At 39.9% G+C, this 18,287-nt stretch carries 15 protein-coding genes and 1 pseudogene; all 16 read right to left on the bottom strand.

What is annotated here, in order from left to right; all coding sequences use genetic code 11:
- Positions 1-61 precede the first annotated feature (61 nt).
- The 16 genes and pseudogenes from RV00_RS14305 to RV00_RS14380 all read right to left on the bottom strand — a co-directional run bounded on the left by RV00_RS14305 (position 62) and on the right by RV00_RS14380 (position 18,171).
- Positions 62-1,657, bottom strand: a complete 1,596-nt coding sequence (locus RV00_RS14305; protein ID WP_249024110.1) for a type I restriction-modification system subunit M — start codon at positions 1,655-1,657, stop codon at positions 62-64.
- A gap of 202 nt (positions 1,658-1,859) precedes the next feature.
- On the bottom strand, positions 1,860-2,438 hold the full coding sequence (locus tag RV00_RS14310) for a restriction endonuclease subunit S (RefSeq protein WP_071863239.1): 579 nt from the start codon (positions 2,436-2,438) through the stop codon (positions 1,860-1,862).
- 38 nt (positions 2,439-2,476) lie between these two features.
- Positions 2,477-3,265, bottom strand: a complete 789-nt coding sequence (locus tag RV00_RS14315) for a hypothetical protein (RefSeq protein WP_071863240.1) — start codon at positions 3,263-3,265, stop codon at positions 2,477-2,479.
- A gap of 360 nt (positions 3,266-3,625) precedes the next feature.
- Positions 3,626-5,113 carry a M81 family metallopeptidase gene (locus RV00_RS14320; protein ID WP_071863241.1) on the bottom strand — a complete coding sequence of 496 codons (1,488 nt, stop codon included), beginning with the start codon at positions 5,111-5,113 and terminating at the stop codon, positions 3,626-3,628.
- Positions 5,110-5,418 (bottom strand): PTS sugar transporter subunit IIB, encoded by a 309-nt coding sequence (locus RV00_RS14325; protein ID WP_071863242.1) that lies wholly within the window; start codon positions 5,416-5,418, stop codon positions 5,110-5,112. The genes RV00_RS14320 and RV00_RS14325 overlap by 4 nt, the downstream gene beginning before the upstream one ends.
- Positions 5,419-5,437: 19 nt before the next feature.
- A pseudogene (locus RV00_RS14330) lies at positions 5,438-6,784 on the bottom strand (PTS sugar transporter subunit IIC).
- Positions 6,777-7,109 (bottom strand): PTS sugar transporter subunit IIA, encoded by a 333-nt coding sequence (locus RV00_RS14335; RefSeq protein ID WP_071863243.1) that lies wholly within the window; start codon positions 7,107-7,109, stop codon positions 6,777-6,779. The pseudogene RV00_RS14330 and the gene RV00_RS14335 overlap by 8 nt, the downstream one beginning before the upstream one ends.
- Positions 7,054-8,040, bottom strand: a complete 987-nt coding sequence (gene rarD / locus RV00_RS14340; protein WP_084133312.1) for an EamA family transporter RarD — start codon at positions 8,038-8,040, stop codon at positions 7,054-7,056. The genes RV00_RS14335 and rarD overlap by 56 nt, the downstream gene beginning before the upstream one ends.
- Positions 8,041-8,099: 59 nt before the next feature.
- On the bottom strand, positions 8,100-8,255 hold the full coding sequence (locus tag RV00_RS14345) for a CAT RNA binding domain-containing protein (protein ID WP_071863244.1): 156 nt from the start codon (positions 8,253-8,255) through the stop codon (positions 8,100-8,102).
- Between the two features lie 501 nt (positions 8,256-8,756).
- Positions 8,757-9,620, bottom strand: a complete 864-nt coding sequence (locus tag RV00_RS14350; RefSeq protein WP_071863245.1) for an NmrA family NAD(P)-binding protein — start codon at positions 9,618-9,620, stop codon at positions 8,757-8,759.
- Between the two features lie 224 nt (positions 9,621-9,844).
- A complete protein-coding gene (locus RV00_RS14355) occupies positions 9,845-10,159 on the bottom strand; it encodes a hypothetical protein (protein WP_143141801.1) in 315 nt (104 codons plus the stop codon).
- A 461-nt stretch (positions 10,160-10,620) separates the two neighbouring features.
- Complete coding sequence (locus RV00_RS14360) at positions 10,621-11,451, bottom strand: oxamate carbamoyltransferase subunit AllH family protein (RefSeq protein ID WP_071863246.1); 831 nt, start codon at positions 11,449-11,451, stop codon at positions 10,621-10,623.
- 76 nt (positions 11,452-11,527) lie between these two features.
- Positions 11,528-12,751, bottom strand: a complete 1,224-nt coding sequence (locus tag RV00_RS14365) for an amidohydrolase family protein (protein WP_071863247.1) — start codon at positions 12,749-12,751, stop codon at positions 11,528-11,530.
- Positions 12,752-12,846: 95 nt separating this feature from the next.
- A complete protein-coding gene (locus RV00_RS14370; protein ID WP_071863248.1) occupies positions 12,847-14,202 on the bottom strand; it encodes a citrate transporter in 1,356 nt (451 codons plus the stop codon).
- A gap of 24 nt (positions 14,203-14,226) precedes the next feature.
- Complete coding sequence (arcC, locus tag RV00_RS14375) at positions 14,227-15,162, bottom strand: carbamate kinase (RefSeq protein ID WP_071863249.1); 936 nt, start codon at positions 15,160-15,162, stop codon at positions 14,227-14,229.
- Between the two features lie 15 nt (positions 15,163-15,177).
- Entirely contained in the window at positions 15,178-18,171 is a 2,994-nt protein-coding gene (locus RV00_RS14380; protein ID WP_071863250.1) for a bifunctional FdrA/YlbE family protein, read from the bottom strand.
- Positions 18,172-18,287 lie beyond the last annotated feature (116 nt).

Raw genomic sequence — 18,287 nt, forward strand, 5'->3', positions numbered from 1 at the left:
AAACTTACGCTGTTCCCACTCGTCTTCAAATCCTTTGAATCTGATTTCCGGCACTTTTTTCTCAGTCATTAGAGAACACCGCCTTAGTGATTTCGATGATTTCTTTTGATCCATCGGTCACTTGGAGTTCATCTAACATCGCTAAAAAGGATTGTTCAGCTTCCTTAATTTGTTGATTTAAATCTAGCATCTCTTTCCCTAATTCAACGATATTTATAGGTTCTTCTTCTTCAAATGTGTCCACATATCTAGGAATATTAAGGTTGAAATCATTTTCCTCAATTTCACCATATTCAGCAAGGTGGGCGTATTTATCAACATCTTCACGCTTCTTATAAGTGTCTAAGATTTTTTCTATATGTTCTTCTTTCAACAGATTTTGATTTTTCCCTTTTTCAAAATCCTTCGAAGCATCAATAAACAGGACATCTTTTTTATCTCGCTGTTTTTTTAGAATAATAACTGTGGTTGGAATAGACGTATTAAAAAAGATATTCGCCGGCAAACCAATAACGGTATCGATTGCCCCATTTTCTAACAGGGTCTTCCTAATTTTCCCTTCCGCATTTCCTCTAAATAAAACACCATGAGGCAATACGATTGCCATCACACCCGTATCTTTCAAATGGTAATAGCCATGAAGTAAAAAGGCAAAGTCTGCTTTAGATTTCGGCGCTAACACGCCATACATAGAGAAACGAGGATCATCTAAAAAGCCTTTTTCAGCAGACCATTTTGCTGAATATGGCGGATTCATTAGTACGGAATCGAAGTTGGTTGGCTCTTCTGTTGGCCAATCTTGATCCAATGTATCGGCGTTGTGCAAATGTTGATTTACTGTATCAACACCATGAAGGATCATGTTCATTCTAGCCAAGTTATAAGTCGAGGTATTGAGTTCTTGACCAAAATATTCAATCGTACCAGGTTCTTTAGAATATTTTTTTACATTTAAAAGTAATGAGCCTGATCCCATGGTCGGATCGTAAACACTAAAACCTTTTTGCGAATCCTTCTCATAGAGTACGATTTTGGTCATCAACTCAGAAACCGGTTGTGGCGTATAGAATTCACCCGCTTTTTTTCCTGAATCAGAGGCAAATTGGCCGATCAAATACTCATAAGCATCGCCCAACGTATCTCCCGCATGCCCAGCAACGTCAAGAACAGCCAATTCCTTCATAACGTCGGCAATACTTTGATTTTGCTTTTGCAAAGTCGCACCAAGTTTTTTTGAATACAAATCAACGTCTTCAAATAAATTTTCGAACATTTCACTCGATTGTTCAATATTTCGGAAACCTTGTGCCAAATCTTCTAGTTGAAATTTCCCTTTGTAAATCGCTTGAACTAACGCTGTAAAGGTTAGATGGGGTTCTAACGTATAGGAGAAATCATACTGTAAATTTTCTAACAAATCTTCTTTTAATTCATCGTCAGTATACGCTTCTTCATAAATTCGTTGTGCTTCATTTAAATCGGTTGTTGTTTTCTCTAATAAATCAGCCGAATGATACAATAATTTGTCTGATAAGTATTTATAAAAGACTAAACCTAATAGGTATGACTTATAGTCAGATGCATCCATTTTTGAACGCAAAATATCCGCTGAATTCCATAATGCTTGATATAAAGTTTTTGAGATTGTTGTAGCCAATGATAGTTCCTCCTTAATAATATAACGCGCTAAAAGCTTTTGCTTTGATGAATCGTAAGTTTTTCAAAATCCATTATAACCGAAATATTTTTTTTTCGGTAATCCATCAAAGATTATTGCAAATAGTCATATCGTTAATATACCGCTCTCGCTTTCATAATTGATTTTTACTCTAAAATTGTAATTCGTTACTACAATACTTTTAATGTTGCATTTTTAAATCGTTCAAAAATTCAGAAAAAATTATATCTTCAAGCTCATTTCTTTTTTTTATCAATGCCTTTCTTCTAATCCATGTTGCATATAGATTTCCAATTTTCTTTTGCCTATCAATATCTGGTAGTTCAACCTCAAAATTTCTAATCGCAGTGGGAGATAACTTTTTTAAAACACTGCCCTGCATAGCGATATCTTTTTCTCTATTTATTTCTTTATCGCTATTTAATAAATAGCAAAGATACTTTTTATCTATCCGATTTTCATCTATTTCAATTTTAGCAAAATTTTGATTGATTATTTTCCCTCCATTTGCTTTTCCAACGATTCCAGAGATAGAATTTATAAAACTATAAACAAGATCTCCTCTATGAACTGTGTGAATAATAGCATTATTTTCTTCTACCCTATTGTCTTGACCTTCCTCATAATCAATGGTATCCAAATCGTTAATCAAATCATTATTAGTGTAAATATTTATATATTTTTTTTCTTCTTCGCTTTTCCTTGATAAATTCAATCCAAGTTTAATAGTAACCACATCATTTAGTAATGTCTTACTCAAGTTGCTTCATCCTTTCTATATAACAATAAATAACACGTTCATAATTCCCAAATGGTACTATATTTCTTAGAACAAGTTCCATACGATGCCCCACTTTCAAGAACAATTCTTACATTACCTTTTTTATCCATATGTACAAATTTCACCTGTTCACGAACATTTCCTCTGTATATAACAAAATCTGCGTCTTCTGTAAAAAAAGCAGAACATATCTCGCTTACATCAAAACGATTTATACTCAAATTTACAGAATAATTCGAAGTTCTGTTGTTAACGCCCATTTCATCACGAAAATGTACGTTTATACCCATGTCACTACTAAATTCACTTTGTACCCTTTTTGAAAAATGGTTATAGTATTCTTTATTTAAACTAGAAAAACTATTTATTTTCTTTACAAATGCAGGGACTGATAAATCAAACGGAATGTATACTTCATCAATAAATAAATCGTCCCTGCTCACTTTCTTTATAGAATGCCTCAGGGAGTTGCAAAATGTTGTAGCTAAAACGATAATATCTGCTGAACTTAATCCCCAACAATTCTCTTTCGCTAATATGAGTACTATATCTTTATTCGAAAATGAGTATCCTTTAATAATAGATTGAAAAAGAAAATTGCTAATAGTTTTTGAACATTTTGCCTCCTTAAACCTTTTCTCGCTTATTCCAGCATTAAGAACCACTTTTTTAAAAAACTCGTTCCAAGATCTATGTAGCTCTTGCTTTTGATTACGACAATAAAATTTTTCAATTTGGTCATTCATTAACTTTTGAATAGGAGGCAGAAAGGCACACTTCAAAAATGATATAAAACCAGCAATCATTTACTCACCTTCTCCGTTACTTTTTAGCTAATTTTGATGTTTAGTATAATAGATCAAGCTCATTTCGTCAAATGTCTTTTAATTAAAGTACTTGATTTTTGATTTTTATTTCATTATTGGTAACCTATAGAACATATTTATTTAGCACGTATTTATTTTAACGATAGCCTATCTCTTATATGTCATTCTGGTTTAAGCTTTTTGAAGAGAAATTTTTTTCTCAATACTTGAAACATCAAACGCCTACTTAATCCATAGTTATCATATAAAATCACAAACAAAAAATCCTTTCGCATTTTTGAAAATGAATCCAAATTGCGAAAGGATGTGTTTATGCTTTCAATTTTTAGTTATTACTCTTTACTCAAATCCCCCATTAAGCTTCGGCAGATATTCATAATCCACTTCATCATAGGGAAACATCGGTCGCTGAATCTGCTTAAATGTCAGCTTCTCCGTCGTCTGTTGAGTTGGGCCGTCTGTCAATGCCATCACGCAATAGGCTCCATACGCGTCAAAGTCTGGTGAGATGTATCCTTGTTTTACTACGATCACTTCGTAGTCCTCTACGGGTACATTCGCCCACTTAAATTGCGTGAGTTCCGTGAAACTTACCGATTCTCGTTGCACCAATACTGTGATGGGATAGTCTTTCAATTTCACCCCGACCAAGAGACCCATTTCAGGGGTCTCTTGATAGTCTTGACTGACCACTCCTCTTGAGACGATCGTCCCTTCTAACGATACCGCTTTAGATCGTTCATCTAGATCTTTTCCTAATTTGAACTGTACTACGTCACCTAGTGTGAGGTGTTCCAGCTCAGAGGTCGCTTTTTCGTCAATAATCCCCCCGATCAAGGTTGGTTTCCGCCAATCGGGATAGGCTTCCAATAAATTTCGTAAGATTACCGTACTGTAACCATCGCTGCCGGCACCACAGTTATCCCCGGAATCGGTAATGAAAATCGGTTTCTCTGTCCTATTTTCCACCTCAGCGAATACCTGATCTAGCTCTCCGTAATTACCATGATAGTGAAACTGGTAACGTCGGCGTAGGATAAAGTCAGCCAGCTCGTCGACTTTTTCTTGGGCGTAGTCTCGATAACGCTGATCGGACGGGACTACCGTTACCCCACAGCCCAACCGATCACTGTCATGCCGGACATAGCCTACATGGAAGGATGCGCAAAGGATTCGTTGATCTTGTTCCAATTCATCGAGTTTTTGGTTGATGGAACGGACGGGTTCGTCCGAAGATACCGAACGTTCACCGCCCACGATGATCGGCAGTTTACGACATACCGGTTGGATGACTCGTGTTCGATCCTGTAAGATTCCACAAAAAAGGGTTGCCGTTTTGTCAAATGTCGCTTGAATATCTGTATGAGGCGAGTGTCGGTAGCAAGTCACCAGATTGGTCATCGCTACTAATTCTTCTGTCACATTGCCGTGAGGGTCCATCACCACGGCGATTGGCAGATATGCGCCCACCAATTTACGGATCTCCCGTAAAATCACAAACTCCGCTGAGCCTTCCGACAAATCCATTACCTTGCTGGCACCATGTAAATACAAATAAATGCCATCAAGCTCAGATAGATTCTGTTTTACCCCAGCTAGAAAACGCTCTAAGATGTAGTCAAATGCCGCTCTCTCGATCAAGCCACCAGGATGACCATTCGCGTAGAATCCCGGAATCAGTTGGGTGCCTAGACTTTCGAAGATGGGCTGAATGCCCATCCTCGAAAGCATATCGTCCCCTTCCGCAAAGAGAAAATTCTCCTTATCCATCGTTTTCGGTGTATGCTCGTTGCTCTCTGAATTAAAAAATCCCACTAGTACTTTCATTTACGACTCTCCACCACCGTCATCATATTTTGATAGACACCTTCTGCGTTCATTAAGCCGAAATCGGTGGAGTTGATTACCATGATGGGGATTTTAGCAGGGACTTCTTTACGGACATTGGGCACTGCGTAGCGGACTTGGGGTGCCAACATCACCAACTGTTTGGCCTGGGATTTCGGTCCGACTTTTTCCAGCCCTACTGCTTCGATATGGAGAGACTGCCCGGCTTTTTCTGCCACCTCACTTATTTTCTTACACAAGATCGCGGTACTCATCCCCGCTTGGCAAACCAATAATACATTCATGCTCATTCTTCCTTTCTCTCTAGTAAACTTCGATTGCGTCTTCTGTGTTCTGTTCCAAAGGCTGCTGTTCTTCTGCCAACTTCTCTTTTTCAAATAATTTATAGAACGGGTAATATACCAGCATATTGGCGCCGATACATACTACCGTCAGAATCACTGCCCGGTAATCAAGACTGGACAGCCATTGCCCCAAGCCCACCGGCACGGTGGAACTGACATTGATCATCGTACGATTGACCAATCCTTCCGCCATAGCTCCGTAACACAAGAAAATATTCACCACTTGGGTCAATAGAAACGGGATCAAAAAAATCGGGTTCAAGACGATCGGTAACCCAAACAACACCGGTTCGTTAATCCCGAAAATTCCGGGAATGATCGCCAACTTACCTACCGTTCGAATCTAAATGGATTTACTGCGCAACATCAACAGCACCAAGCCTAATGTCGCGCCGCCGCCACCGATCGCCACAAAATTAAAATAAAACGAACTTGTCACGATCCGAGGCAATTCTGTCAACGGTGTGCCCGCCGCATAAGCAGCCGCATTTTCTAAGATATTAGCATCAAAAGACGGCATCACCACTGACAAGATCGCACTACTATGAATGCCAAACCACCAGCCTAGTTGAGAGACCACCGAGGCAAGGGAAACTCCAAAGACCGAATCTACCGCTAGATTCAACGGTTGCCCGATCATCATCATCAGTCTTGGGACTGACGTCGAAAAGACTTCCGCAAAAATCAAACGAATCAACACCATTGTCAAAAACACCACCGCTAAAGGGACCAAAGCTCCGATCGACTCCTTCAACGAAGCCGGCACCGTATCTGGAAAAGCAATATATCCCACCTGTTTTTTCACCAACAGATGATACAATTCCACCGCTACAAAGGTCGTGATGATCGCCGAAAAAAGCCCCGTACCACCAAAATAGGCCGTGTCCCAATTCCATTCCACGTATTGGCTATTCACCACTAAAAAGGAGACCAATGCCACCAACATAGTTAAAAAAACATTCATTTGACGTTTTTGCGCCAAATTATAGGCGATTGCCAGTGACAAATAGATTCCCTGACTGCCTAACGTCACCCCAAACAAGAAATTTAGGTGCGAACCGTAGACCTCCGCCGCCTGTGCCCAACCCTTCATCACAGGATAAAAGACGTCCGTCGAAGATAATAAATGATAGTCGACGATTGGTTGCGACAAAATCAACGCAAAAGAACCAATCAGAATCAACGGCAAGATCGTCATAAAAGACGTGGCGATTACTTGCAAATAAAGGTTCCCCGCCAACTTCGCCGCCAGCGGCGCAAAGAGCTTTTCCAAAACATTCGAGAACTTCTGTAGTTGTTTACTCATAAGTTTCTACCTCGTCACGTTCCAACTGATCAATCAGTAACTGGCACATTCGACTCCACGAGATTGCATTGGCAAGATGATCCTGCGCATGGGTCATAATCAAAGAATATGGCACCTCTTCCTCATTAACCTCCGCTTTGATCAACTTTGTTTGAATATTATGCACCTCCGCCATTCGCTCCTGCCCCCGTTTCATCGCCACTATCCCACTATCTAACCTGATTCCATCAAGATAGGTGCTCAATCCTTGATAAAAATCATCCATCGCATCACCGGCGATGCTGATAATCTGAAACGCTGTCAATTGAACTTCTTCTTTTGTCATGTTTTTCTTCCTCCTTAGTATGTTTCATAAGACCAATCACAAATATGATACTCCCCACCAAAACCCAGCTATACGTCACCAAATCGCTAGGATGCCACGGCTCCCGGAACAAAAACACCGAGATCGCTAACATCAAGGCCGGATTCAAATACTGCAAAATCGCCAACACCGTCTGAGGCAGACGTTTACTAGCAGCCATAAATAAGATCAACGGCAACGCTGTAGCAGCCCCACTAGTCACCAACAACAGATTGCCACCCAACATCGGCAACACCAACGGCATCTTGGTAAACCACATGATCATCAGCGCTACAGGTAATAAAATCACTGTCTCCACCCACATCCGAAATATCGGGTTTAATACGCCTTGTTTTTCCAACACACCATAATAGGCCACCGCTAGCGCCATCAACAGCGGTACGAACGACAACGATGCCCCCGTGAACAGCTTTGTGAAAATACTTCCCATTAATAACACCACCGCAAACCGTTGCCAGACATTTAGCCGCTCTTTGAAAAGAAAGTGCCCAAAGAACACCGTAAAAAGCGGGGAGCAGAAATAAGCAAAGCTCGCGTTATTCGTTTGACCACTGGCGACACAATAGATAAATGCTCCCCAATTGCCACCGATCGAAAGCGCCGCCAGACACAGATTCCACCGTACTTTGGCATCTCGCCACACCACCAATAATTGCTCGACGAACATCTCCTTTTTGAAAAAACAGAGACATGTCAGCGACATCACCAAAAATGACCAAATAATCCTATATACCAGCAATTCCAACGAGTCAATTCCTTCTAACAACTTCCAAAAAATCGGTAGAAAGCCCCAGATCGTGTAGGTAATCACCCCATAAATAAGCCCTTTCTTGATAGAACCAATCCCTTCTGTCAGCCAATTGGCTAAAATAAAAAGGCAGGCCCGACACATCTCACACTCTCTGTGAAATGGATCAAGCCTGCCTAACAGTCACCCTCCAAATGGTTAAACTATTCAATTTTTCGATATTTCTTTTCGAAATCTGTAGCAACGATCGCGTCTCCTTTCTTCTTGCCAAATCCGATCCCCTTTTTTACCAAGACCCACTCTCCTTTCCCTTCACGAGCCACCACGACGTTATGCGTTAACACCTGAAGAACCACCATATTCCCACCCTTTCTGATAAATAATGAGTTCAAATAAAAACATCAGCTATTTCACTAAGACGAATCAACCACCTATTGTGATCCAAAACAAAGAAAAAAGGTATCGGACATTAGCTGCCCAATACCTTTGACATAGCGAAATAAACGTATACCACGCCTCAAAATTTACCCACAAAAAAGACTAGAAAAAAAGCTTAAATTTGGTACAATAATGAAGTCGGTGTGATACACTGACTATGGCAACTTGATGGGTCAGTTGTCGCTGACTTCTCAAGGCTCTATGTTCTGGTGACTGCCAGAATGTAGAGTGCCTTTTTTATTTGATTAATTAAATATCTGAGTCCATTTTATTGAAAGCGGATTATCTTGTCAAGCGAACAAAATATTTTTTTGATACTGAATAATAAAGAGCTGTTGATTCAAGTATAGTTACAATATAAAGAACTGAGTCCTCTATCAATCATAGGACTCAGTTCTCTACTTTTTTGAAAATAATCGTTGCTATTCTTTCCGATAATGCTTCTCCAAAAATTCCTCCATCGTCTCCGCTTCATGTCCAGTGATTTTTTGAAAATCATCCGATACGTCACTCAACAAGCCCATCGCACCACCACGATACATCGATGAAAGTTCTTCGCTATCGCCATCGGATTCGTAGATTTCTGAGAATTCTTCCAATGTGACGGGTTCATAACCGATTTTTTCACCGGTCACATTCGTCATGAGCTCCCCCAATCGATCCATTGTATAAGGTTCTTTTTGGCTTAGTAGATAGGTTTGACCTTGGTCTCTCAGTGCTGGGTTGAGAGCCAGCTGTACGATTGCTTCGGCGCTATTGTCTAAGGAGATGAAGCTCAGGGCTTCTTTGCCCACGGGATAGATCAGCTTTTCTCGTTGGATCAATTCAGGCAAATAAGGAATCAACGGATCGGCGTATAATGCGTTTTTTACTACGGCATATTCTAAGCCGGAAGAAGCCAAGCGCCGGGGTGCATAGCCGTAATAAGGCGACATCACAAATGGGTTGTTTTCTTGATCTGCGAAGAAACTGACGAAAATAATCTTTTTGACCTTGGCTTGTTTGACAGCCTTCAAGGTATTTTCTAACTCATGGACTCTCTGTTCTACAAGGTAGGTCTTACTAGGGACGTAAATCAGCAGATCGGTTCCTTCCAAAGCAGCGGTCATGCTGTCAACATCTAGATAATCGCCTTGGCGAATCTCGATCCCTTGTTTTTCCAAAGCAGTTGCTTTACTGAGAGTATGCACAATCGCGCGCAATTCATCTGTTGCGACTTGTTGGGATAATTGGGCGATGATCCGACTGCCTAGATTCCCGGTAGCGCCTGTCACAGTGTATTTCATAGATCTTCCTCCATTCACGTTTTGCTTACAAAATCAGTCTAATGACCTTTTGCAACAAGCGCAACTATCTGGTTTGCGGAGGAACAACCGTCAATTATCTCGATTTAAATCAGATTATTTCCCTCCCATATACGCTTCTCTCCTTAACTTTAAGTAACGAAACGCGCAAAAAAAGCAATGGATTTCTGTTTGGCTCACGCCAGTCCATTGCTTGTTTTCGTTTTTTAGGCTGATAATCGAAAGGCTTCACTATGTGGTGTCTCGAACTCGAAGGGATGTGCTTCGACCAATGAGACTTCATCTTCCGGGCTTTGATAAATTTTATAGACCGTCAGCACTTCATCGCCCTTTGTTTCAGGAACTTCAACTCTGCAAAGAATCCAAAAGTTGGTTCCGACGACTTCCTCGGTTCCTAATAAAGCAAAGGGGGTCGCCTTGCTCTTGTCCAATAAAGTCGCTCGTGCGGCTTCGACTAATTTTTTGTGTTCAGCAGTAATCGTAGGCACTGCTGGAATAGCGATATCTTCCATTCTCATCATAAATGTTTCCCTCCTTAGAATTTAATTACAAAACGATTAGAATCAATACTATAAGATTATAACAATTCTAAAGAAACATCAATCAAAACGTTAGTTATAAAAAAACATTTTTCATAAGAGCATATTTTCGACCTAAAAATAAGTCTATTCCCAATAAAATCCTATCATTGTGAGTATTTATTAAATATAATGAAACACCTAGATTAATCAAAACCTCAACTATAAATAACATAAGTGTTTTAACTTCTTACCTTACTGGATACAATTTAGGAAGCAGATTTTGGCAATGATTTAGAGTAAATAAATTTTTCCAGCACTAGTAAAAAATTCTGATATTCTTTCTATAAATACTTCAAATAGCGAATAGACAAAAAAATACCGATCCAACTTATTCAAATTGGATCGGCTAGTACAAGAGAAAGACCATTGCCTTTCTTCAATTTGTGAAACTGAAGCTATCGTTATTTATTTCCCATAAGAGCTGTGACCCCTAAAAAAAGTCCATAACAGCTATCGCTGCCAGAAGTATGCCCTATCGCTAAAATGGCTTTCACTAACTGATTTAATTCGTTATAAGGGAGCTCCTCCTCTAATCCATTCCGCAACTCAATAAATGGTGAGCTAACATAACCAAGAAGCAACGCTGATAGATAGTTCCAGCTAACATCAGTTGTAAAACGGTTCATTTTATGCAATTGCAATTCTAATACTTGATAAAATTTATGCTGGTATAGCTTAAGTATAAACAAATAGCCCATTAATAAATCATCTCCGCTAGGGGTTAACCCTTTGCCTCGACCTACAAAATATTCTACTAACGCCAGCCACTTCTCGTCGTCCATTTCAGGATTCTGCAAGAAATCAAAATACATTCGTTCTCTATTTCCACCAGGTAAACCTAGTCGCTTCTCTAATTGTTTCGTAGTCAAAATTTCTTTTAGCATCATGACTGTCGCCATGTTAGGTTCAATGGCTCCTATGTTTAATGGTACTATTTGGATATCAGAAAAGGATAACCGCTTGATTCCTACCTGACTGTATATCACCAGTGATTGTTGAGTGAGTCTTACTACATTTCCTTGCTGACAAAATGGGCGAATTTCTTGAAAAACAGGTGGTGACAACTGTACACCGAAACTAGACAAAAAATTCCCCGATGCTGATAAATTTATCAAATGTTCATTGACCATCAAGTTGAGTGACTGTTTAAAGACACTATGAATTTTTCCCATCTTCCCAAAATGATCCAAAGTTGAAAGATAGGAGCTTATTCTGGCTTGTTTTTTGTCCATAAACTTTTCTCCCGATTGTTTCTATCTTTTTACCTAATCTTAAACAAAGTCAGATTAAATCTGCCTTTATCAAAAATTATTTTAAAATACTCACGTGATGGTCTACTTTTACTGTAATCCGGCCATTCTTAATAACATACAACCGTTCTGGTATATCAATGACAGCATCTGCCTTAACTTTAGTGTCCAATAAAACCAAGTCAGCCTTTTTGCCTACACTGATACCATAATCAGTTAAACCCAATGCTTTTGCAGGATTTTCTGTAATCATTGGAAGAACCGTCGGCAAATCATCCGCTCCGCCTAAATGGCCTACTGGCACAGCTAGCATCGCAATTTGGAACAAATCGCCATTTCCATAGGGTGTGAAGGCATTTCGAATATTATTCGTTGCTAAACAAATATTGACTCCACCATCTCTTAACTTGCGAATCGGTGTAACTGCGCGTCGAACATTATACTCATCCTTGCGGGCACCTAAGTGCAGATCAGTTGCAGGCAGCGGCATCACATTGATTTTTGCTTCTGCCATTTTTTTAATCACACGATCCAATTGTTCTTTTGGCATCGCATGCAGTGCTGTCAAATGCCCCACTGACACACGTCCTTGATAACCTTCCTCAATCGTTTTTTCACATAAATATTCGATTGAAGTATTGTCCGCCTCATCTGCAAAATCTTGATGCAAGTCAATATCTTTGTCATATTTCTTCGCGATTTCGAAAATCAAATCAATATGATCATTCGCCGGCGCGTCATTGTAAGGTATACCGCCAACAACATCGGCACCCATTTCCATCGCCTCATACATCATTTTATCAGTACCAGGTGCTTTAAAAATCCCTTCTTGAGGAAATGCGACCACCTGCATATCAATCAAATCTTTGTATTCTTCTTTTAATTTCATGATCATATTAAAGCCAGTGAACCCTTGTGCCGGATCAAATTCAGAATGGGTTCTTACAGTCGTCGCTCCACGGCGGATAATCATTTCCAAAGCTTGCTTCGCCCGAGTATAGACATCTTCTTCTGTGAAAGTCGGCTTCAGCTTTGCGGTTACTTGAATCGCTTCTTTTAGTGTTCCCGACTTGTTTGGTTCACGATCGGCAATCAGTGCTTTATCTAAATGAATATGACTTTCTACCAACCCAGGAATCAATACTCGTCCGTTCGCTTCAATCACTTCTTTAGCAGAATCTTTGATTTCAGGGGCGATCTCAACAATTTTTCCTTGATCGATTGCGATATCCTGTAAGGCTTCACCATCATTTAATCTTGCTTGTTTGATCAATAAATCCATTCTTTCCACTCCTTATTCAACTTAATGTATTCATTTCTATACTGTATAACATCAATTTTGACGATTCGTTTATTCAGACCTTAACAGATGTTTACTTAACCAAAGAATAGGCCGATTACTAAAAGTAAAACGGAGGCTAAACTCAACCATTTTATGTTTCCTTTTACTACATCCAAAATTGGAATTTGGAAACCTGATGACAATGCCTGCATTGTAATATTTACGAAGCTCATTTGACTTCCTAAGCCAACGCCCATCGTAACAAAACCTAAAGCTAATGGTGGGAATCCTAGTGAAACAGCTACCGGCAAGACTAAGGTTAGGACTGAACCGACATAAGCTCCCGCGGGAACGCCAATCAATACGCCGGTTAAAATTGCTACAGGAACAACAACAAATTCAGGCGCATTTTGGGCAACTCCTGCAATAACCGCAAAAGTTCCCGTTTGGGCAATGACATTAATGAAGGCTAAGAAAATCCCTACTTGGAACAAGCGCGTTAGGATATATGTTGAGCCATCTACCATCGCTTCGACGGATTGGTTCATCGTAAAATCGGTACAGATAAAGACCAGCGCTAAAGTTAGGATCATATAGACCAAAGGTGTAAAAAAGGCAAAGCCGATTAAATCATTAATGATCGGTCCAAAGATTACGGCAAAGAGTAAAAAGATTGCTGGTAACGTCAGCTTGAATAATTCTCCATTTGTTTTCTTATCAAACTCATCATCTGTAGTCTCTTTGAAACCAATCTTCCGGCGCTTTGTCCCCCAGAAAGCCAGAACAATAGCCAAAACAACAAAAATCAACCAATAAGGACGCATGATTGAAACATAGTTGCCAACACTTACATCTCCCAGTTTAGAAACAATACTTGATTCTAATGAAGCCGGAGAAGTCGTAAAAGAGACTGCTGCGGAAAGTGACATAGCCGCAATTAACTCTGGCACTACCCCAACTGCAGCAAAAGCTAATGGTGCAATAACCATGGCACTCCCGCCGCCAATTCCTGACATATAAGTTGCCGCCGCTAATAAGATAACAATGAAGGCTGATACATACTCAACCTTCCCTTTTGTTCCTCGTTTTGCCAAAGTTAGAGCAGCTGTATAACTGCCGGCTTTAAAAACTGCCATGGCAACAGCAGAATTAATGATCGGAACGGTAATGCTCAACATAGATGGAATTGTTTCCAACAACTGTGCATTCGCATCCATCAGACTGACACCGCCAATCAGCATCGCTAAAACCCCCGCGACTAATCCGGCGATAATCATATCTACTTTCAAAAATAATAGAACCAACACTAAGATCAGTGGAACAATTACTAATAGTGCTTGAAAACCGGTCGGCGCCGTCACTTTATCTAGTGCCTCTGCGGCATATGCGTTGATTCCTGATGTTGCACCTACCAGCAACATCAGGAAAAAAAGCGTAATTTTTCGTTTCATCATTAGACCCCTCTCTCATTTCTATTAGCAAACAATTCTTGTACCGAAGCCTTCTACGATATTACTTAAGTTTTCAATTGAGGTAATCACAGCTTCACGTTTTCGACTTTCTTGAACAAAATCAATAGCAGATTCAACTTTTGGCAGCATACTTCCAGGAGGAAATTGATCCTCCTGAATATATTGCTTCGCTTCACCGATGGTTAACTTTTCTAATTTCTTCTGGTTCGGCTGATTGTAGTTAATGTAAATATTATCGACTCCGGTTAAAATAATTAAACGATCTGCATTAATTTCTTTGGCTAAGTGATTCGCAGATAAATCCTTATCAATCACCGCTTCAACCCCTTCAAATTCTCCTAGTGCATTTTTCGCAACAGGAATCCCGCCACCACCAACACAAATCGTAATAATACCTGCATCCACTAATGAAAGAATCGCTTCTTTTTCAATGATTCGTTTAGGTTTCGGAGAAGCAATCACTTTCCGATATCCTCGGCCAGAATCTTCTTGATAAAGACCATCACCATTAGCCATTTTTCTTTTGGCTTCTTCACTAGTATAGAAGGGGCCGATTGGTTTCGTCGGTGTCTCAAAAGACGGATCATTTGCATCCACTTCTACTTGTGTGATGACACTAACCACATTTTTGTGCATATTTCGTTTTTGTAGTTCATTCTGAATCGCTTGTTGAATCCAGTAGCCAATGCTGCCTTCGGTCATTGCCACATTTGAATCCAGCTTCATCATTGGAGTTTTTTCGGAATCCCCGGCTTTTTGCTGGATCAGCAAATTACCGACCTGAGGACCATTTCCGTGGCAAATGACCACTTGCTCTCCCAATTCAATAAACTCAATAATGTCTGACGCAACTTTTCGTACGACCCCCTTTTGTCCTTCGTCAGTTGGAATTTTATCTAAAATGGCGTTTCCGCCTAAAGCAATCACATTTAATCCCATTGATTCGATCCTTTCTTAGTTGGTCTCAATACCTAATGATTGGGCATAAGCTTCTAATGCTTTTTCAAAACAAGCTAAAGGAGCTCGCACAGTTCCTGCCCCGATTTGGCCAATACCCGCTTCTTTATGTGCAATTCCGGTGTTAATCAATGGTGTAATACCCGTCTCTACGACTTTTCGAATATCGATTCCTAAACAAGTTCCTCGGAAATCCCACGTCGGAATCGTCCAAGTTGGATTTTGACCTGCACTGATTTCTGCCATTTCATTCGAAATAGCTAAAGCATCTTGGAATCCCCCTGCGCCAACAAAACGGGTTACTCCAGGAGCAGCTACCATTGCCATTCCACCAACACCGATTGTTTCGGTAATTGCGCTATCGCCCATATCCGGATTACCATTTTCCTCTGAGAACCCAGTAAAATATAACCCTTTAGGAACATTAACTGGTGCGGTATACCACTCATCCGCTGACTCTGCGATACGAACACCAAAATCTACGCCATTTCTAGTTAATGTAGTAACGATGGTTCCTTTAGCGTCTTTTCTAGCACAATCAACAATTGATTTTCCAGCGGCCATCATGATATTCAAGAAAAATTGATCTGTATCCGCTAAAAACTTCATAACGTCCTGTTTATCTTGTTCGTCCATTGATAGAGGGACTATCAAGGGGGCAATTTCTCTTAGGAAATTCAATGATGCCGCAAAATTGCGTTGATGGAATTCATCTCCCATCGTAATCGAACGTGCAATCAATACGCTCAAATTCAGACCATTTTTATTTTGCTTCAAAGCACCTGATAGAGTCGGACCTAAAATATCTCTCATCCAATTCAACCGATCAATGACCTCTTGCGAGAAAGCCCCAAAGCGTAAAACTTTTCCAATCCCTTCATTCATTGTGCAGTATCCTTTTGAGCCATCTAAACGATTTTCAACTACAAAAACCGGCATATTAGCAGAAGTTATTCCTCCCATCGGACCAACTGCATGGACGTGGTGACAAGGAATAAAGCGGATTTGATTGGATTCGATCAATGCGATAACTTCTTTTTCACTAGTTGCCCAGCCTTCAAAGATCGCCGCTCCAACTACTGACCCTTTCATCGGCCCCGTCATTTCTTTCCAAGTAATTGGTGGACCAGCGTGCAGCAAAGTCTTCGTTGATTCATTTAACTCTGGAATCACCCTTTTTGCTGGCACAACATCGGTTAGAAACGGTTGGGCATTTTTGATTTTGTTCATTACTTTTTGATTCTCTGTATCGATCTGTTCTGCGTGTTCTTCCAATGCGTTTAAAATCTTGATCATTTTTTTGTTTCCACTAGCTCTCGGTTTCCAATTAAATTGAGTAGATTTTCCATCAAACGCTTGGACTGATTGATTAAAGCTTTGTAATCCAACATTGATAATTCGTGGCTTAGAATTTAATAATTCCATCACTTTAGAACTTGCTTTAGGTACTTCAATTGTTGTTCCCTGATACGGCACAACAACCTTATCTTCTTCGGTCAACGAGATCCCTTTTAGACTTAGTGCCAATTGAACAGCTTTTGCGTTGCTCTCAGCAACTAATATTTGATTTTCTTGTAAACGTTGAACCGCCTTCTGATAATTTTGCGGATCTTTGTCCGTTCCAACCACTGTTGCTACGAATTGCAAATCAGGTCTAGACTCACGAACTTTTTTTATCGTTGGAAGCAAAGCTCCCACCATATCTTCATGCGCACCATAGCCTAATACAATATCTAACAAAATTACACCCGTTGATTCATCGGCGGCACTTTCTTGAATCTTTTTAATTCGAACTTCTGGATCAATCATTGGATGAGGCTTCCCTTGAGTATAGATATCATCACCCAAATCAATCACATCATAGCCATGCGATTTTAAAACATACCCTTCCTTTTTCACCAATCCTTCTAAGCCTAAAGCTTCTGAGATCAACATTCCTGCTTCTGCAGCTAAAGTGCCACCTGAATAAAGACCTTTGATAACCCTGTCTTTAGCAAGAGTTGTAGTTGATTTAGCCACCGCTTCAAAATAATTCTTTTTAACAGCAGTTTCATTCGCTAAATCCACCGCAATTTTGGCGGTTTCTTCTAGTGTATGTGCCAGATATACTTTACCTTCATGGGCTATTGGTTTTTCTCCTAAGAAAATAGCTACTACTGGCTTAGTAATGCTTTGTAAAAGTTGAACAACCTCATCACGAACCTCTTTTGCTGGTGGCTTTGAAATCACACAAATCACATCTGTTGGTTCATAATTCTCTAAAGCCACAATGGCATCTTTCATCGTAGTTGCCCCAACTTTATCGCTTAAGTCACGACCGCCTGTTCCAATGGCATGAACCACACCATTTCCCAAACGATCGATAATCGTTGTTACTTCTTGAATTCCAGTTCCAGAGGCACCTACAACACCAATATTTCCAGGTACCACAACATTCGTAAAAGCAATTGGGATACTAGAAATAATTCCCGTCCCACAATCAGGTCCCATCATCAACAAACCTTTCTCATGGGCCATTTGTTTTAATCGCACTTCATCTTCTATCGATATATTGTCAGTAAAAGAGAAAACATGTAGACCTTTTTTTAAAGCGGTTTCCATTTCTGCCGCACCATATTCTCCAGGAATACTGAAAAGTGCCATGTTCGCTTCTGGTAGATTATCCAACGCTTCTTGCCATGAAGTTGCAGCTTTTGCTTTTTCTTCGGAGCCTGTTGACGATAGATCCTCCAAAAATTGTTCAATTTCAGGTAAAACTTGATCCATAATATCTGATTGGTCACTATCGACGACAATCATTAAATCGTTTGGTGAAGCCGCTTTCGCTTCATCCGTTAGAAGTTTTGTATTGTCTAGGATATCCTTATTAGCATTTGTGCCCATCATAATTTGACTCATTCTAACGGCCTGCAGATCATTGATCCGATTTGTCAGCAACATCAAATTAATAGAGTCTTGATAATTGTTTTTTAAAATAACAGTTTTCAGCATTTAATTACGCCTTCCTTTCCTCTACAGAAACAGTTTAAAACGAAAAGATGGCGTTTTCATCGGATGATATTCTAAAAAAGTGGTATAATTTTTATCCAAATAGAGGAAAAAGGAGA

Origin of the sequence: Enterococcus devriesei, from assembly GCF_001885905.1 — a bacterium.
Lineage (GTDB): Bacteria > Bacillota > Bacilli > Lactobacillales > Enterococcaceae > Enterococcus_A > Enterococcus_A devriesei.